Origin of the sequence: Pseudomonas sp. EZ-C24 (assembly GCF_014525325.1) — a bacterium.
In the GTDB taxonomy this organism is placed as follows: Bacteria; Pseudomonadota; Gammaproteobacteria; order Pseudomonadales; family Pseudomonadaceae; genus Aquipseudomonas; species Aquipseudomonas shirazensis.
This window is the reverse complement of the sequence record NZ_JACDIU010000003.1, coordinates 72,546-90,427: the sequence shown is the minus strand read 5'-3', so window position 1 is coordinate 90,427 and position 17,882 is coordinate 72,546. Positions and strand designations below refer to the sequence as shown.

General features: G+C 61.2%; 14 protein-coding genes. 9 read left to right on the top strand and 5 right to left on the bottom strand.

Annotation, left to right across the window (positions count from 1 at the left end; all coding sequences use genetic code 11):
- Positions 1-284: 284 nt before the first annotated feature.
- The 4 genes from glnA to ntrC all read left to right on the top strand — a co-directional run bounded on the left by glnA (position 285) and on the right by ntrC (position 5,162).
- On the top strand, positions 285-1,691 hold the full coding sequence (glnA, locus tag IDM28_RS00845; RefSeq protein WP_101315620.1) for a type I glutamate--ammonia ligase: 1,407 nt from the start codon (positions 285-287) through the stop codon (positions 1,689-1,691).
- Between the two features lie 156 nt (positions 1,692-1,847).
- Complete coding sequence (locus IDM28_RS00840; protein ID WP_188035173.1) at positions 1,848-2,381, top strand: chorismate mutase; 534 nt, start codon at positions 1,848-1,850, stop codon at positions 2,379-2,381.
- A gap of 262 nt (positions 2,382-2,643) precedes the next feature.
- Entirely contained in the window at positions 2,644-3,729 is a 1,086-nt protein-coding gene (glnL, locus tag IDM28_RS00835) for a nitrogen regulation protein NR(II) (RefSeq protein WP_101315616.1), read from the top strand.
- Entirely contained in the window at positions 3,726-5,162 is a 1,437-nt protein-coding gene (gene ntrC, locus IDM28_RS00830) for a nitrogen regulation protein NR(I) (protein WP_101315613.1), read from the top strand. The genes glnL and ntrC overlap by 4 nt, the downstream gene beginning before the upstream one ends.
- Positions 5,163-5,647: 485 nt before the next feature.
- Here ntrC and IDM28_RS00825 read toward each other — a convergent pair whose 3' ends face one another.
- Positions 5,648-6,085, bottom strand: coding sequence for a hypothetical protein (locus tag IDM28_RS00825; protein ID WP_150571220.1), 438 nt, complete (start codon positions 6,083-6,085; stop codon positions 5,648-5,650).
- Here IDM28_RS00825 and trmL point away from each other — a divergent pair.
- Positions 6,084-6,539, top strand: a complete 456-nt coding sequence (trmL, locus tag IDM28_RS00820; RefSeq protein WP_103435738.1) for a tRNA (uridine(34)/cytosine(34)/5-carboxymethylaminomethyluridine(34)-2'-O)-methyltransferase TrmL — start codon at positions 6,084-6,086, stop codon at positions 6,537-6,539. The two genes, IDM28_RS00825 and trmL, sit on opposite strands and share 2 nt — an antisense overlap.
- Before the next feature lie 51 nt (positions 6,540-6,590).
- Here the strand turns inward: trmL and secB are convergent, their stop codons facing one another.
- From secB to IDM28_RS00805, 3 genes are read right to left on the bottom strand one after another with little or no spacing between them, the layout of a single operon-like run.
- Entirely contained in the window at positions 6,591-7,076 is a 486-nt protein-coding gene (gene secB, locus IDM28_RS00815) for a protein-export chaperone SecB (protein WP_103435737.1), read from the bottom strand.
- 38 nt (positions 7,077-7,114) lie between these two features.
- Entirely contained in the window at positions 7,115-7,369 is a 255-nt protein-coding gene (gene grxC, locus IDM28_RS00810) for a glutaredoxin 3 (RefSeq protein ID WP_101315605.1), read from the bottom strand.
- Between the two features lies 1 nt (position 7,370).
- Positions 7,371-7,784: a rhodanese-like domain-containing protein gene (locus tag IDM28_RS00805; RefSeq protein ID WP_101315604.1), complete on the bottom strand. Its 414-nt coding sequence runs from the start codon at positions 7,782-7,784 to the stop codon at positions 7,371-7,373.
- A 204-nt stretch (positions 7,785-7,988) separates the two neighbouring features.
- Here IDM28_RS00805 and gpmI point away from each other — a divergent pair, with 204 nt between their 5' ends.
- The 4 genes from gpmI (at position 7,989) to IDM28_RS00785 (ending at position 13,104) form a co-directional block, all read left to right on the top strand.
- On the top strand, positions 7,989-9,521 hold the full coding sequence (gene gpmI, locus IDM28_RS00800; RefSeq protein ID WP_188035172.1) for a 2,3-bisphosphoglycerate-independent phosphoglycerate mutase: 1,533 nt from the start codon (positions 7,989-7,991) through the stop codon (positions 9,519-9,521).
- A gap of 118 nt (positions 9,522-9,639) precedes the next feature.
- A complete protein-coding gene (locus IDM28_RS00795) occupies positions 9,640-10,941 on the top strand; it encodes a murein hydrolase activator EnvC family protein (protein WP_150572673.1) in 1,302 nt (433 codons plus the stop codon).
- A 74-nt stretch (positions 10,942-11,015) separates the two neighbouring features.
- Positions 11,016-12,332 carry a S41 family peptidase gene (locus IDM28_RS00790; protein ID WP_150571520.1) on the top strand — a complete coding sequence of 439 codons (1,317 nt, stop codon included), beginning with the start codon at positions 11,016-11,018 and terminating at the stop codon, positions 12,330-12,332.
- Positions 12,333-12,339: 7 nt separating this feature from the next.
- Positions 12,340-13,104: a divergent polysaccharide deacetylase family protein gene (locus IDM28_RS00785; RefSeq protein WP_188035171.1), complete on the top strand. Its 765-nt coding sequence runs from the start codon at positions 12,340-12,342 to the stop codon at positions 13,102-13,104.
- Positions 13,105-13,107: 3 nt separating this feature from the next.
- Here IDM28_RS00785 and IDM28_RS00780 read toward each other — a convergent pair whose 3' ends face one another.
- Complete coding sequence (locus tag IDM28_RS00780; RefSeq protein ID WP_188035170.1) at positions 13,108-17,772, bottom strand: dermonecrotic toxin domain-containing protein; 4,665 nt, start codon at positions 17,770-17,772, stop codon at positions 13,108-13,110.
- Between the last annotated feature and the right edge of the window lie 110 nt (positions 17,773-17,882).

Sequence of the window (17,882 nt, the reverse complement as noted above, 5' to 3'; positions counted from 1 at the left end):
AGCGGGTTTACCCGCGAAGAGGTTCCAGAAAACGCCCCCGCAAAGATGCGCACTAATTTGGTGCGCAGTTCGCAATTTCCGCATCTAAAAGGTGCGCTTTTGCTCGGACCACTACCAATAAGTGCCCCTGAACGCCCGCTTTTATCTCAGACTCGCCATTTTCGGGCACTGGCATGCAATTTGCTCTCTTGTGAGGCAGGTAAGCTTGGCCGACTATCCGCGCCCAGCAACACCCTTTTTCCAGGGCAGCGGCCCACCGCGCTCTAGACCCTCCGGAGGACAACATGTCGAAGTCGGTTCAACTCATCAAAGATCATGACGTCAAGTGGATTGATCTGCGTTTCACGGACACCAAAGGCACTCAGCATCACGTGACCATGCCGGCGCGTGATGGTCTGGACGAAGACTTCTTTGAAGTCGGCAAGATGTTCGACGGTTCGTCGATTGCCGGCTGGAAAGGCATCGAAGCCTCCGACATGATCCTGATGCCGGTTGACGATACCGCTGTGCTCGACCCGTTCACCGAAGAGCCAACCCTGATCATCACCTGCGACATCGTCGACCCGTCGAGCATGCTCGGCTACGATCGCGACCCACGTGCTATCGCCAAGCGCGCTGAAGAGTACCTCAAGAGCACTGGCCTGGGTGACACCGTGTTCGCCGGTCCAGAGCCTGAGTTCTTCATCTTCGACGAAGTGAAGTTCCAGTCCGACATCTCCGGTTCGATGTTCAAGATCTTCTCCGAGCAAGGCTCGTGGATGACCGGTGCTGACATCGAAGGCGGCAACAAAGGCCACCGTCCAGGCGTCAAAGGCGGCTACTTCCCAGTACCTCCGTTCGACCACGACCACGAAATCCGTACTGCCATGTGCAACGCACTGGAAGAAATGGGTCAGATCGTTGAAGTTCACCACCACGAAGTGGCGACTGCCGGTCAGAACGAAATCGGCGTCAAGTTCAACACCCTGGTGAAGAAAGCTGACGAAGTCCAGGCCCTGAAATACGTCGTGCACAACGTTGCCGACGCTTACGGCCGCACCGCTACCTTCATGCCGAAGCCACTGTACGGTGACAACGGTTCGGGCATGCACGTGCACATGTCGATCTGGAAAGACGGCAAGAACACCTTCGCTGGCGAAGGCTATGCCGGCCTGTCCGATACCGCCCTGTACTTCATCGGCGGCATCATCAAGCACGGTAAGGCACTGAACGGCTTCACCAACCCGTCGACCAACTCCTACAAGCGTCTGGTCCCAGGTTTCGAAGCACCGGTAATGCTCGCCTACTCGGCCCGTAACCGTTCCGCATCGATCCGTATTCCTTACGTCAGCAGCCCGAAAGCTCGCCGTATCGAAGCGCGCTTCCCGGACCCGTCGGCCAACCCATACCTGGCCTTCGCAGCCCTGCTGATGGCTGGCCTGGACGGCATCCAGAACAAGATTCACCCAGGCGATGCTGCCGACAAGAACCTCTACGACCTGCCACCAGAAGAAGCCAAGGACATTCCGCAAGTCTGCGGCAGCCTGAAAGAAGCTCTGGAAGAGCTGGATAAAGGCCGTGCGTTCCTGACCAAGGGCGGCGTGTTCTCCGACGACTTCATCGATGCCTTCATCGAGCTGAAGAGCGAAGAAGAAATCAAGGTGCGCACCTTCGTACACCCGCTGGAATACGAGCTGTACTACAGCTGCTGATGTAAGCGACGCCTGTCGTCGCTAGGCATCAACTGAAGACGGCCTCCCTCGGGAGGCCGTTTTCCGTTTCGCCAGACAGGATTTTCAGAAGCGTCCGACTTGCGCACCCTCAGCATCACCGCACACTTCCAGCCTCCACTGAAAAGGAGACTGCCGATGCGCTTTGCCCCCTTTATCCTCGCCTGCGCCCTCGGTCTGAGCGGCTGCAGCGCCACCTCTGACGACCCCACCTTCTCACCCCTGCTTGACCTGGTCGAGCGGCGACTGGCCGTGGCCGATGTGGTGGCGCTGCATAAATGGGATAACGCCCAGCCCGTCCAGGCAACCGAGCGCGAGCAAGCCATCATTGCTGCCGTGCGCAACGCGGCGCCTGGCTATGGCCTTGACCCTGCGCGTGCAGCGGCGTTCTTTGATGATCAGATAGAGGCCAACAAGCTGGTGCAGTATGCGCGGCTGTCGCAATGGCAGCTCGCCGGAGCCGCGCCGGCACTGCCACGACATGACTTGCAACGCATCATCCGCCCGCGGCTGGACGGGCTGCAGACAGACCTGCTGCACCAATTGGCGTCTTTCGATCAAACCCGCAGCCGCCAGTGCGCGCGCAAGCTGGCCCTGGCATTGGCGCAACGCCAAGGCGATGCACTGCACCGTGCCGGCATGATCCGCGCCACCGGACAGCTCTGCAACTGAGCACGCGACCAAGATGCTCTATATTGGTGCATGGCGGGACCTACTGCTCTGCCATGCAGCCCAATATGGTTCAAGTGAATCGTTTCATCGATAGTTTTTGGCCTGCAATAGCGCATGAACAGGGCTTTTTCCGGTAATTGCGCTTCTTTTCGGAGCCTTGGTTTGTTTCTTGCATTTTCAAACCATCACGCGGATCACCAGCGCGCCCGCTCTTGGCTCAGCCAAGGGCGACCCATGTGCCAAAAGAGGTCGACGACGCCCCATGACCATCAGCGATGCGCAGCACCGTCTACTCCTGGACAACCTGACCACAGCGACCCTGCTGCTCAATGCCGAACTGCGCCTGGAGTACATGAACCCGGCCGCAGAGATGCTGCTGGCGGTCAGCGGTCAGCGCAGTCATGGGCAGTTCATCAGCGAGCTGTTCACCGAGTCGACCGAGGCGCTCAACTCACTGCGCCAGGCCGTTGAACAGGCTCACCCGTTCACCAAGCGCGAGGCGCAACTGACCTCGCTGACCGGGCAAAGCATCACCGTCGATTACGCGGTTACGCCGATCCTGCATCAAGGCCAGACCTTGCTGCTGCTCGAGGTGCACCCGCGTGACCGGCTGTTGCGTATCACCAAGGAAGAGGCCCAGCTGTCCAAGCAGGAAACCACCAAGATGCTGGTGCGTGGCCTCGCCCATGAAATAAAGAATCCGCTGGGCGGCATTCGTGGCGCGGCGCAATTGCTCGCCCGCGAGCTGCCCAACGACGGCCTGCGCGATTACACCAACGTGATCATCGAAGAAGCCGACCGCCTGCGTAACCTGGTCGACCGCATGCTCGGCTCGAACAAACTGCCGTCGCTGGCGATGACCAACATTCACGAAGTGCTGGAGCGCGTCTGCAGCCTGGTCGAGGCCGAAAGCCAAGGCTGCATCACTTTGGTGCGTGATTACGACCCAAGCCTGCCGGACGTATTGATCGACCGCGAGCAGATGATCCAGGCCGTACTTAACATCGTGCGTAACGCAATGCAGGCGATCAGCAGCCAGAACGAATTGCGCCTGGGCCGCATCAGCCTGCGCAGCCGCGCCGTGCGCCAGTTCACCATTGGCCACATCCGTCATCGCCTGGTAGCACGCGTCGAAATCACCGACAACGGCCCCGGCATCCCGGCGGAACTGCAGGACACCCTCTTCTATCCCATGGTCAGCGGGCGCCCGGACGGTACCGGCCTCGGCCTGGCCATTACCCAGAACATCATCAGCCAGCACCAGGGCCTGATCGAGTGTGAGAGCCATGCCGGCCACACCACCTTCTCGATCTTCCTGCCTCTGGAACAAGGAGCCACTGCCCCATGAGCCGAAGTGAAACCGTGTGGATCGTCGACGATGATCGCTCCATCCGCTGGGTCCTGGAAAAAGCCCTGCAACAGGAGGGCATGACCACCCAGAGCTTCGACAGCGCTGACGGAGTCATGGGTCGCCTGGCCCGGCAGCAGCCGGACGTGATCATTTCCGACATCCGCATGCCTGGCGCCAGCGGCCTGGACCTGCTGGCGCAGATTCGCGAACAACATCCGCGCTTGCCGGTGATCATCATGACCGCGCATTCGGACCTGGACAGTGCGGTTGCCTCCTATCAAGGCGGCGCTTTCGAGTACCTGCCCAAGCCGTTCGACGTTGACGAGGCGGTCTCGCTGGTCAAGCGGGCCAACCAACATGCTCAGGAGCAGCAAGGCCTGCATGTCGCGCCGACGCTGACGCGCACGCCGGAGATCATTGGCGAGGCGCCGGCGATGCAGGAAGTATTCCGCGCCATCGGCCGCCTCAGCCACTCCAACATCACCGTGTTGATCAACGGTGAGTCGGGTACCGGTAAAGAGTTGGTTGCCCACGCCCTGCACCGTCACAGCCCAAGGGCTGCTTCGCCGTTCATTGCGTTGAACATGGCGGCGATCCCCAAGGATCTGATGGAGTCAGAGCTGTTCGGCCATGAGAAAGGCGCCTTCACCGGCGCTGCCAACCTGCGCCGTGGCCGCTTCGAGCAGGCCGATGGCGGCACGTTGTTCCTCGACGAAATCGGCGACATGCCAGCCGACACCCAGACCCGCCTGCTGCGGGTATTGGCTGACGGTGAGTTCTACCGCGTGGGCGGGCATATCCCGGTCAAGGTCGATGTACGCATTATTGCCGCAACGCACCAGAACCTGGAAACCCTGGTCCAGGCGGGCAAATTCCGTGAGGACTTGTTCCACCGCCTGAACGTGATCCGCATCCATATTCCGCGACTGTCCGACCGCCGTGAGGATATCCCCACCCTCGCCAGGCACTTCCTCGGCCGAGCGGCGCAAGAGCTGTCGGTCGAGCCAAAGCTGCTCAAGCCGGAGACCGAAGAGTTCATGCGCAACCTGCCGTGGCCGGGCAACGTGCGCCAGCTGGAGAACACCTGCCGCTGGATCACGGTAATGGCCTCTAGCCGCGAAGTGCTGGTGGGTGACCTGCCGCCGGAGCTGCTCAACCTGCCGCAGGATGCTGCGCCGGTGACCAACTGGGAGCAAGCACTGCGCCAGTGGGCGGATCAGGCGTTGGCGCGGGGGCAGTCCAACCTGCTCGACAGCGCGGTGCCGAGTTTCGAGCGGATCATGATCGAGACCGCACTCAAGCATACCGCCGGGCGTCGGCGTGATGCTGCGGTGTTGCTGGGTTGGGGGCGTAACACCCTGACCCGCAAGATCAAAGAACTGGGGATGAAGATCGACGGCGGCGATGAGGATGACGGCGACGATCATTGATCCACGCTTGACGCCATACACGCCGGGCCGCATAGCGGCCTTTTTCGACCGGTCCATCGCGCCCCTCTAGGAGCGGCCTTGCCGGGGCGCCGGACCGGTCGGAAAGGGCTGCGTAGCGGCCCCAGGATCTGCACAACGCCACAGAATCGCCGGGCCAGCTTCGCTGGCCTTTCCGACCGGTCCGGCGCCCCGGCAAGGCCGCTCCTACAGGGACCGCGCTCGGTTGCGGATCGGCGCAGTCTGTACCATGCACCGAGATCGTGCCCAACGCACCGCAGCAAGGCACAAACGACATCAAATCCCGGCCTAATCACCCGCAAACCCTAACAAACACAGCGTTTGAAAACCTGGCACGCCCCCTGCAATAGCTATTGCACAACCAGTTTCGGGGGCCCTGGTACAGGCAGGCCGGGTGACCCCTATTTTATTCGCAAGTCGAGCAAGTTCTGGGGACCTCGGTACAGGCAGGCCGGGAATCCCCTCTTTTATTCGTGCAGCCTCACCTGCACACGCCAACGTCCCGCGTCCTCTGCAGCGCTCCATTCGCCCTGCAGGGGGCGCGCGGCCACCACCGTCAGCAGCAAGCCCTTGTCGCTGTTCTGCAAACGCCAGCCGACCGGCTTCTCCTCCAGCATCAGTTGCCCGCGCTGCGCCTTGCCCTTCGCTTCGAACACAATCGCCACCGTACCTTCGACGTTCTCGCCATGCAGCTTTGGCTCTTCGTTGAACCACAGGTCAAGCCCGCCCTGCACTACTCCGATCTGCTCCAGCACACGCTCTTCAGGCGTGGTCAGGCGGCCGATCATCAAGCCGACCATCACCCCGACGATGGCCAGCGACAGCATTACCCGCGGGAACGCTTTCGAACGCTGATCCGGTTCAGGGGTAGAATGCTCGTCATCTTCACGCTTGGAGCCGTGCATGTTTCACGTCATCCTTTTTCAACCAGAAATTCCGCCGAATACCGGCAATATCATCCGCCTGTGTGCCAACAGCGGCTGCGCCTTGCACCTGATCGAGCCGATCAGCTTCGAGCTGGACGACAAGCGCCTGCGCCGGGCCGGGCTGGACTACCACGAGTATGCCACGCTCAAGCGCCACGAGAGCCTGGCGGCGTGCCTGGAAAGCCTCGGCCAGCCGCGTCTGTTCGCCTTCACCACCAAGGGCTCGCACCCGTTTCACGAGGTTGCCTACCAACCAGGCGATGCCTTCCTGTTCGGCCCGGAAAGCCGCGGCTTGCCGGCCGAAGTACTCGACGCCCTGCCCGCCGAGCAGAAGCTGCGCCTGCCGATGCGCCCGGGCTGCCGCAGCCTGAACCTGTCCAACACCGTGGCGGTGACGGTATATGAGGCCTGGCGCCAGCAGGGCTTTGTCTGAGCCACAAAAAAAGCGCCCAACAGGGCGCTTTTCTCGGTCTGGCAGCCGTGCTTATTGCAGCGACGGTGCTTCGCCAGCGGCCTGCATGCGCTCCATTTCCTGCGCGTACAGGGCGTCGAAGTTCACTGGCGACAGCATCAGCGCCGGGAACGAGCCGCGGGTTACCAGGCTGTCCAGGGTTTCGCGAGCGTACGGGAACAGGATGTTCGGGCAGAACGCGCCGAGGGTGTGGCTCATGGAAGCCGGGTCAAGGTTCTTGATCAGGAAGATACCGGCCTGCTGCACTTCCGCGATGAAAGCCACTTCGTCACCGTTCTTGACGGTCACCGACAGGGTCAGCACGACTTCATGGAAGTCGCCTTCGAGGGCTTTCTGACGGGTGTTGAGGTCCAGCGAAACAGCCGGCTCCCACTGCTGACGGAAGATCTGCGGGCTCTTCGGTGCTTCGAAAGACAGATCGCGCACGTAGATACGCTGCATGGAGAATTGTGCTGCGTTGTCGTCAGTGGCAGCGCCGTTGTTCTGTTGCTCAGTCATGGCTGATCCTAATCCTAATGGGTTGAATGCGGTGTGACTCAGGCCGCGAGGAGGCTGTCGAGCTTGCCCGCGCGCTCGAGGGCGTACAAGTCATCGCAACCACCGACGTGGGTGCTGCCGATCCAGATCTGCGGTACCGAGGTACGGCCGGCCTTCTGGCTCATTTCGGCGCGAACCTGGGGCTTGCCGTCGACCTTGATTTCCTCGAACGGCACGCCTTTGCTTTGCAGCAGTTGCTTGGCGCGGATGCAGAACGGGCAGTAGTCGCTGGAATAGACGATGACGGGCTTCATATCACTTCACCAGGGGCAGGTTATCGGCTTTCCAGCTGGAAATGCCACCGCTGAGCTTGGCCGCGGTGTAACCAGCTTTGAGCAGTTCACGGCAATGGGTACCGGATTGCTGACCCATGCTGTCGACCACGATCAGGGTCTTGTCTTTATGCTTTTCCAGCTCGGCCATACGGCTGGCGAGCTTGTCTTGTGGGATGTTCAGGGCGCCAACGATGTGGCCGGCCGCGAATTCCTTGCTGGTGCGGATGTCGAGCACCACGCCTTTGTCGGCGTTGACCAGTGCAGTCAGCTGGCCGTTGCTCAGGCTCTGGCCGCCACGACGGATTTCGTTGAGCAACAGCAGGATCAGCAGAACAAAGAAAATCGCCACCAGAATGAAGTGGTTTGTGGCAAATGTAATCAGGTTAGCAACCATCAGGTGTGTTCCACGCGATTGAAAATGTCGGCCAGTATACACAGCAGCCAAGGCCCACCAAAGCCCGCCCGCCGGGCAGGCGTGCAGCATTCATCTGCAAACGTTGCAGCGCCAGTCGGCAAACACGATGAATTTTCGCCTGGGGTGGCGCATTTGCCCTAAAATCGGGTCTTTATCATCTTCTGGCAACCGTGAGTGCGATTGATGACGAACACCCCCAAGCCTCTGGTCCTGATCATCCTTGATGGTTTCGGGCACAGCGAACACGTCGAATACAACGCCATCCTTGCCGCGCAGACGCCGGTCTACGATCGCCTTTGCGCTACCCAGCCGAACGGCTTGATCTCGGGTTCGGGCATGGACGTCGGCCTGCCTGACGGGCAGATGGGCAACTCCGAAGTCGGCCACATGAACCTCGGCGCTGGCCGCGTGGTGTACCAGGACTTCACCCGGGTGACCAAGGCCATCCGCGATGGCGAGTTCTTCACCAATCCGGTGCTCTGCGATGCAGTCGACAAGGCTGTCGGCGCCGGTAAGGCCGTGCACATCCTCGGCCTGCTCTCCGACGGTGGCGTACACAGCCACCAGGATCACCTGATCGCCATGGCCGAACTGGCCGCGCAGCGCGGCGCCGAGAAGATCTACCTGCACGCGTTTCTCGATGGCCGCGACACGCCGCCACGCAGCGCGCAGTCGTCGCTCGAACTGGTCGACGCAGCGTTCGCCAAACTGGGCAAGGGCCGCATCGCCAGCATCATCGGCCGCTACTTTGCGATGGACCGGGACAACCGCTGGGACCGCGTCGCTGCGGCCTACAACCTGATCGTCGATTCCAGTGCCGACCACACTGCGGCTAGCGCCGTGGAAGGGCTTGAGGCCGCCTACGCGCGCGGCGAGAGCGATGAATTCGTCAAGGCCACGCGGATTGGCGAAGCGGTCACTGTCGAAGATGGCGATGCGGTGATCTTCATGAACTTCCGTGCCGACCGCGCCCGCGAACTGTCGCGGGTGTTCGTCGAGCCTGACTTCAACGAGTTTGCCCGCACCCGCCAGCCAAAAGTGGCAGCCTTCATCGGCCTGACCCAGTACTCGGCGAAGATCCCCGCGCCGGCAGCCTTCGCCCCGGCCAGCCTGGACAACGTGCTTGGCGAATACCTGGCAAAAAACGGCAAGACCCAACTGCGGATTGCCGAAACCGAGAAGTACGCTCACGTCACCTTCTTCTTCTCCGGTGGCCGCGAAGAGCCGTTCGAAGGCGAAGAACGTATTCTCATCCCGTCGCCCAAGGTTGCTACCTATGACCTGCAGCCCGAGATGAACGCGCCTGAGGTCACCGACCGCATCGTCGAAGCGATCGAGCAGCAGCGCTACGACGTGATCGTGGTCAACTACGCCAACGGCGACATGGTCGGCCATACCGGCGTGTTTGCCGCTGCGGTCAAAGCCGTCGAGGCGCTCGACACCTGCGTCGGGCGCATTGTCGATGCCCTGGACAAAGTCGGTGGCGAAGCACTGATCACCGCCGACCACGGCAACGTCGAGCAGATGGAAGACGAGAGCACCGGCCAGGCGCATACCGCGCACACCACCGAGCCCGTGCCGTTCATCTATGTCGGCAAGCGCCAGCTCAAGGTGCGTAAAGGCGGCGTGCTGGCCGATGTAGCACCGACCATGCTGACCTTGCTCGGCCTGGAAATCCCGGCAGAAATGACCGGGACTTCGATTCTGGTCGAATAAACCGCCCGCTACACCGCTGTTTCCAGACAAACGCCCCGCTGCAGATGCCGCGGGGCGTTTTGTTTGCAGGCCCAGGCGGGCATACTAGGCCAGTCTCCATCCCTGGTACGCCCACTCCATGTTCCGCGCCCTGATCCTTCTCGCCCTGTCATGCCTGCTCAGCCCGGCCTTTGCCGATGAGCGCGCACAGACCCAGCAACAACTGGATGCCACCCGCCAGGACATCGCCGAGCTCAAGAAGATGCTGGGCAAGCTCCAGGAAGAAAAATCCGGTGTGCAAAAAGACCTGAAGAGCACCGAAACCGACATCGGTAACCTGGAAAAGCAGGTGGAGGCCCTGCAGCAAGAACTAAAAAAGACCGAGGGCGAACTGGAGCGCCTTGATACCGAGAAAAAAAAACTCCAGTCCGCCCGCACTGAACAACAAGGCCTGATTGCCAGTCAGGCCCGCTCGGCTTATCAGAACAACGGCCGCGAGGAATACCTGAAACTGCTGCTCAACCAGCAGAACCCAGAGAAATTTGCCCGCACCCTCACCTATTACGATTACCTGAGCAAGGCGCGTATGGAGCAGTTGCGCGTGTTCAACGAGACCCTGCGTCAGTTGGCCAATGTCGAGAAGGACATTGCCAGCCAGCAGGCGCAGTTGCTCGCCCAGAGCGGCAACCTCGACAGCCGCCGGCATGAGCTCGAAGCCGAGCGCGACAAGCGCAAGGCGGTATTGGCCAAGCTCAACAGCGACTTGAAGCAGCGCGACCAGAAGCTGCAAGCCCGCGAGCAGGACCAGGCCGAGCTGGGCAAGGTGCTCAAGACCATCGAAGAAACCCTCGCGCGCCAGGCCCGCGAAGCTGAAGAGGCGCGGCAAAAAGCCCTGATCGCTCAGCGTGAAGCCGAACAACGCCGCCAGCAGGAGGCCTTGGCCGCACGCCAGGCCCCAGCCGAGGCGCCGGCCGAGCCACCGAAAAAGGCCCTGACCACCCTCGGCCCGATGGTTTCCGGCGATGGCGCCAGCTATGGCGGTGCGTTTTCTGCAGCGCGGGGCAAACTTCCATGGCCAGTCAATGGTCGATTGCTGGCACGCTTCGGTGATGCCCGTGGTGGTGATGCCCGCGCCAAATGGGATGGTGTGATGATCAGCGCCAGCAGTGGCACCCAGGTTCGCGCAGTGCATGGCGGCCGAGTGGTATTTGCCGATTGGTTGCGTGGGGCTGGACTTCTGGTCATTCTCGACCATGGTAATGGCTATCTGAGCTTGTATGGCCACAATCAACGCCTGCTCAAGAGCGCCGGTGATGTGGTCAAGGCTGGGGAAGCCATATCCACCGTGGGTGACAGCGGTGGCCAGGAAAGCGCAGGTCTGTACTTTGCCATTCGTCAGCAGGGCCGCCCGAGCGACCCGGCGCAATGGTGCCGTGGCTAGGCATTTCAACTTATTTACGGTGGCTGCACCGAGGCTCCTGCGGGAGCGCCAACAGGATCAGGAGTTCGTTCGACATGCTGCACTCGCCTCGCCTCACCCAACTGGCCCTGACCGTCGCCCTGGCGATCGGCGCGCCCCTGGCCTATGCCGCCGAGCCGGCCAAGCCAGCCGCAACGCCAGCTCCCGAGGCCACGGCGAAGTCGCCGCTGCCGCTGGAAGAGCTGCGCACCTTTGCCGAAGTCATGGACCGCATCAAAGCGGCATATGTCGAACCGGTGGACGACAAGACCCTGCTGGAGAACGCCATCAAGGGCATGCTCAGCAACCTTGACCCGCACTCGGCCTACCTCGGCCCGGAAGACTTCCAGGAACTGCAGGAAAGCACCAGCGGCGAGTTCGGCGGCCTGGGCATCGAAGTGGGCATGGAAGACGGTTTCGTCAAAGTTGTCTCGCCTATCGACGACACCCCGGCCTCGCGTGCCGGCATCGAAGCCGGCGACCTGATCGTCAAGATCAATGGCGCGCCGACCCGTGGCCAGAGCATGACCGAAGCGGTCGACAAGATGCGCGGCAAGATCGGCGACAAGATCACCCTGACCCTGGTCCGCGATGGCGGCACGCCGTTTGACGTGACCCTCGCCCGTGCGGTCATTCAGGTCAAGAGCGTCAAGAGCCAGCTGCTGGAAAGCGGCTACGGTTATATCCGCATCACCCAGTTCCAGGTCAAGACTGGCGAAGAAGTCGGCAAGGCCTTGGCCAAGCTGCGCAAGGACAACGGCAAGAAGCTGCGCGGGGTCGTGCTCGACCTGCGCAACAACCCCGGCGGCGTGTTGCAGTCGGCGGTCGAAGTGGCCGACCACTTCCTGACCAAAGGCTTGATCGTCTACACCAAAGGCCGCATCGCCAACTCCGAGCTGCGCTTCTCGGCCGACCCGGCCGACGCCAGTGAAGGCGTACCACTGGTAGTGCTGATCAACGGCGGCAGCGCCTCGGCTTCGGAGATCGTCGCCGGCGCCCTGCAAGACCAGAAGCGCGGTGTGCTGATGGGCACCGACAGCTTCGGCAAAGGCTCGGTGCAGACCGTGCTGCCGCTGGCCAACGACCGCGCCCTGAAGCTTACCACCGCGCTGTACTTCACCCCCAACGGCCGCTCGATCCAGGCCCAGGGCATCGTCCCCGATATCGAAGTGCGCCAGGCCAAGCTCACTGCCGAGGCCGACACCGAGAACTTCAAGGAAGCGGACCTGCAAGGCCACCTCGGTAACGGCAACGGCGGCGCCGACCGCCCGACCGGCAGCAGCAAGCGCAAAGAGCGTCCGCAGGATGATGACTTCCAGCTGAGCCAGGCACTGAGCCTGCTCAAAGGCCTGAACATCACCAAGGGCGAATGATCCGCTGATGCGTTATCTGCTGTTGACCTTGCTCTGCCTGCTGACCGGCGCCGCCCATGCGGCGCCGGCCAAGGCTTACATGAGCATCATCATCGACGACCTTGGCCAGAGCATCGAGCGCGACCAGCGCACCCTTGCCCTGCCCGGCCCGGTGACCATGGCGGTGATGCCTGATACCCCGCACGCCAGTGACTTCGCCCGTCAGGCCCATAAAGCCGGCAAGACGGTGATCCTGCACATGCCGATGGACCCGGCCACCGGCCCATATGCCTGGCACCCTGGCCTACCGACCGAAGAGCTCGCCCGGCGCCTCGACGCAGGGTTGCTCAAGGTGCCGTTTGCCGCAGGCGTGAACAATCATATGGGCAGCCGCATGACCGCTGAGCCAACTGCCATGGCCTGGTTGATGGCTGAGTTGCAGCGCCGTGACCTGTTCTTCGTCGACAGCCGCACCAGTGCCGCTACCGTGGCTGCCGCCAAGGCGCAGGAAGACTGCCTGGCACACGTGTCACGGGATGTATTTCTGGACGACGTGCGCACCAGCGAAGCCATCACCGCTCAGTTGCGTGAAGGCGTCGAGCTGGCCCGCAGGCAGGGCTCTGCTGTGCTGATTGGCCACCCCTACGCACAAACGCTGGAGGTTCTGGAAAGAGAAATGCCCCGGCTCAAAAGCCAGGGCATCGAACTGATAGAGCTGCGCCAGATGATCGCCGTGCGCAGCAATCTGGCCATGCCTGCACATGGCAAGCAAGGCCGCTACAGCAATCGCTGAAGCCTACTCGAACGGGATGATGCCGAGCACATCGGCCTTGGTCAGCTTGCTGCGGTAGATCTCCAACACCTCACTGTTCTGCGCTGCACGTAATTGAGCGTCGCGGCCCAACGCGCGCTGCGCCCAGGTCTTGAGGTGCCCGGCGACAAAATCAAGGTCAGCTGCGCCCTCGCTGGCGTAGTGGAAATGCGCCTCCCACAAGCCAATGCCTCGACCATGTCCGGACACGGCCAGCCGCTTGATTTCATAGATATCCAGGTAGTCGTTGCGGGGCAGCGGTCTGCGTTTGACGGTGCGTACAATAGTCAGTTGTTTCTGCTCGTGCAGGTACTTGAGCGCTCGTGCCGTTGGGTGAGTGGTGTTGAAGTAGATCGATCTGAGCAAGTCATCCTGGGTCGCCTGCAATGACTCGATGCCCGTTTCAAGATCTTCATACAACGCTGCATCGCCTTCGCTGCGAGGCAGTGCTGCGAGCACCTCGCTGAGTTTTTCGCGGTGCAGCTCCAATACCGTGCTCAAGCCCAACGGCTCGTCAGATGAAACATAGCGCCGAGCGATCTTGACCACCGAATCCATCTCGTCCAACAGCGTGCGCCCGCGTCGGCGGACACTGGCAAGCCCTTGCGTCGATGGGGAAGCTCTGTCGAGCGGGTTGGACTCGGCGTCTTCGACCCATGCACTGTTCTGGCGTCTGAAAGTTTTCAAAACCTTGGAGTAGGAATCTCTTTGCTGGATAACCGACTCGCCATCGACCTGCACCTCCTCTCCCACCACGCTTCGGCCACGGTGCGTGCGGACCACTCGACGTATGCCGCCACGCTTCGCATAGAGAGGCGTACGCACCCTCGGTACATCCGCCAGCTCAAGTTCACGCAGGTCGCTGGCAATCTCGATCCTGACCGAATCCTTGAGTTTGCCGAGCGTCTGCTGGTATAGCCGCAGCTTGTCCGCTCGGATGACTCTCTTGCCCACGCTCAGCAAGTAATCGGCCATACTTGCTGCTTCCTCGTAGGCATCCATCACACCGTTCAGCACTTCCAGGCGCTCGCTCAGCGCGAGGTCCGCACCCGCCAGCTCGGCGTGCGCAGCACCAGCACTGGCCAACGCCGGGCCGTTGAGATAGTTCTGGTACTCGTTCAAGGTCGCTTCGTCGGCCCCACCAAGGCGATCCAGACTAAGCTCGGCAAGGTCCTGCAGCATACGGAATTCAAGGTCTACCGCGTTCGCTCGCCTTGTCTCGATGATCCGATTGAGCATCTGAGCCTTGGTGTCTCTGCCGCCTTCCTCGGATTTGAAATGAATCGTGCTGTCCTTTAGCGTTTCCTCGAGCAGGGCGTCGAACGGCCCGGACAGTTCGATCAACTCCTGCTCCCACACCTGCACGCCCTCAAGCGCCTTGGTGAAGTCCCGATAATGCTGGATTTCGACCTCGGTTTCCGGGAGGACCATCAGCTGCTCCCTTTGCTCCTCCACGTCTTCCTCGTTGATCATGTCCGCCAGACGGTTGTAGTAATGCCCACAGTTCTCGACCAGGCTGCGCCGAATATCGCTGCGCTGTGCGTCCAGCACCTGATCCAGCAATGGGTCAACGGACCTGACGGCAGTGATATCGGTCAGAATACGATCATGCTTGCGGTCTACCTCGATCAGTCGTTTATAGCCACCGGCAACACGCTCGCTGTAGCGCTTCTGAAGGCTCCTGAGCAGCGCCAACTTGCTTACTTGAACGCTGTCCAGTGATGCCTCCTGTTCCAGATCAAGGATCAGCGCCTTGTTCTCGAACTCTTGCCTGATATATTTTTCGAGGTCTCGCCGCCGTGGTTCGCTGTCCACGATAAGCGCACTTTCCTGATTCTTGAGCAGATCAAGCTGCTGCTTCTTGGTTTCCTGCAGGCGCTGAACGCGATTACGCGGCATACCGCCATCCAAGCGCAGCCGAGCATCGATACGCCACGCTCCGAACTCGCGCAGCAGCCACGGCCCGACGGCGCCGTCCCGGCCTTCAATGCGTGCGCCTTCGGCGCTGAGCGCCACCGCGTAGGTGTCCCCGCGCAGCGACACGTAATGCTGCCCGTCCTTGATGTACAAGCCTTGTTCAGGGCCAGCACTCAGCGGCTGAATGCCGTTGAGCGATACAGCACTGCGCATCGCCAGCAAGGTCTGCCGCCGTTGAGGAGGCAGGACATTGAAGCCCTGCCCTCCACTGAAGGAAAAGTCCAGGTTCACGCTGGCCTGGTTGAGCACCTCGCCAGGCAGGTAAACCTTGCCTTGGACTGGGCGAGTCATCGCCGTGGATGCACCGTTGCCTGCGATTGTCGGCCCGCGCAACAGATCCAGCGGCGGTTGCTCTACGGGGACGGGCTCCTGCAACTGCGGCAACCGCGCATGCAGCAGCGCCATGCCGGCATTGAGGATCAGGTCGACAACCGCCGCTGAGCGCCCGAAGGCACTAGCTTGAGCCAACGCGGTGAGGTCATTGTCGACGCTCTTGGCCAGTTGCACCATCCAGGCCACCACTGCCACCGGCCCGCGCAGTTGCAAGGTAATCAGGTCGAACAGCAACCAGGCACCTTCACACAGAATGGCCCAACGGCTCTCGGCATTCGACACACTCTGCCGGTCAGCCAGCTCCACCAGCAGGTCGCGGTTTGCTGCATACATCTTTGCGTCGACATCAACGCGCCAATACTGCGGCCAGAACGCAGGCGGTTGCACGCGCTCGGGCAGGAGCGAGGAATCGATGATCGGCACACCCAGATGCGGCTCGGTAAATCCGCCGTGCGCATACACGCTTCGAGCCTGTGGCAGGATCCACTCAAGGATGTCCTGCTGCAAGGCCATATCGGAACGAATCGCCTGCATCATCGCATCCAGACTGGCAAACTCGCACACCGAGCGCGATGCATACAACGGCCGATATAGCACAACCACCGCAGGCTCGACGCAAAACAGCACATACATTCCACGCACCAGGTCGTAGTGCTCACTGCTGGGCTCGCGCCGAAATGCAAGTGGCATCAACATGCTGCCTGGCAACTGCTTGTCATCCAGCCCCCGGCAGTAATTGACCACGGCTTGCAGCGCGGCCTCACTCAGGCTACCTGCCAGTTTTGCCTGCAAGGCACTGAACAGGAAGGAACAACGCCATTCACGTGCGAAACGACTGACGCGCAGCTCACGCTGGGCCGGCTCATCCAGGCGGTCAGCGACATACACCGGATAATGAGCACCGATGTCGACACGCTGGATAAGTGCCTTGACGTACTCGACGTTCATCCAGTCCATGATCAGTTGATCGTCCCGATGCTCGATCGCCGTCACGGTAGCTCCAGCCAGTGAGCTCAAATTGCCTACGGCAAGCTGGGTAAGCGAAACCTTGCGCGTTTCAACCACCCCACCGCCAACACCTGCGCCCGCACCGCCGGGCACTCCCCTGGCCACGCTCAGGGTCAGCAACAGGTCATCCGCAAAGTAGTTGGCGTCGATCGGATGATCACTCAACATCTGCTCACGCAAACGCTGGCTGGCGTAGCCATGCAGGTCAAGAATGCCATCAAGTGCAGCGATACCATCGGAGTCAGCCTGCGCCAAGGCCAGCTCGAACAGGCCACACTGGTAGGCAAAGCTGTCCTCGGAAGACGCTCTATTCAGTCCTGGAGGCAGGATCAGTTTGGTATCGCCAACGTTGGAATAGGCCGGGATGAAGAAGCTGGCAGGATCGCTCAGTGAGGCATATGCCTGCTCAAGCGCGCTGACATCTGCCAACAAGGGGGGGCGCAGCCGCGACAGCGTCGCCAGGAGAATATCCAGCAACATTGCCGCCTGCTGCACAAAGCAGTCGCCCTCCAACGCAAAGCGGTGCCAGGTCATGGCCTCGAAGCGGTAACGCACGCCGAGCTCGTCGGCAAGCGCAGCAGCAAACTCGTCGAACGAGTCGAATGCACGGATGATCCCCGAGGGTGCGCACCACAGAAGGGACTCGCGCTCGTCCCATTGCGCCTGAATCAGCAGGTTTGGCAATGTCTCGCTGAAGGTAGCCCCGCCAATGTCCAGTTCGACCTGCACCAGATACACACCGGACGGCACATTGCCGCGTGCCAGCAGCTCGCGCACGCACTGCGCCTGCTGTTCGTCCAGCGCCTGCCAGGGCAAGTTGCAGAGTAGCGCCGATTTGAGCAGTTGCTGCAGCCAGCTCAGGTGGTCGACGCCCATGTTGCCAGTCGCCCGCCAATAGTCGACCTGGGCCTGACAGAAGTCATCTGGCAACTGCTTGATCAGTTCGTCGAAGGCTGTCTGCAGCCGCTCAGGCTTTATGACATCGCCCTCGCCGGTGGTCATGGAGTCTTCGATCGCATAAAAGCGCCTAGCCGGTTCCAGGCAGAAGTACTGGGCAACGTTGTCTACCGGCGACAAGTCCAGCAACTTGCCGTCCATCAGCGCTTGCAGCACCAGGTCGACCAGCGGTCGGAGAGGAAGTCCAGGTGTCATCAGCATCAGCCCTTCAGCTGAATGCATGTCAGGTCTGGCAGTCTTGAGAATGGGATGGTGTTCGATCAAGAGTTGCATGATCCGCTCAGCCGCGATCTGGCGCAGGCCAGGGCGGTTGGCGAATTGAGCAGCTACGCTGGCACGGAAATCAAAAGCTGTTGCGGATGGGTTGCTGGGCATGGCGGCACTTTCCTGAGGAGAAAAGGCTCAACCTAACGCGTAGTGCAGGGTGCTCCGGTGTTAGTTATTGCTGGGGTCGACACTGCGCCATCAGGCAGTTGGCGCTATAA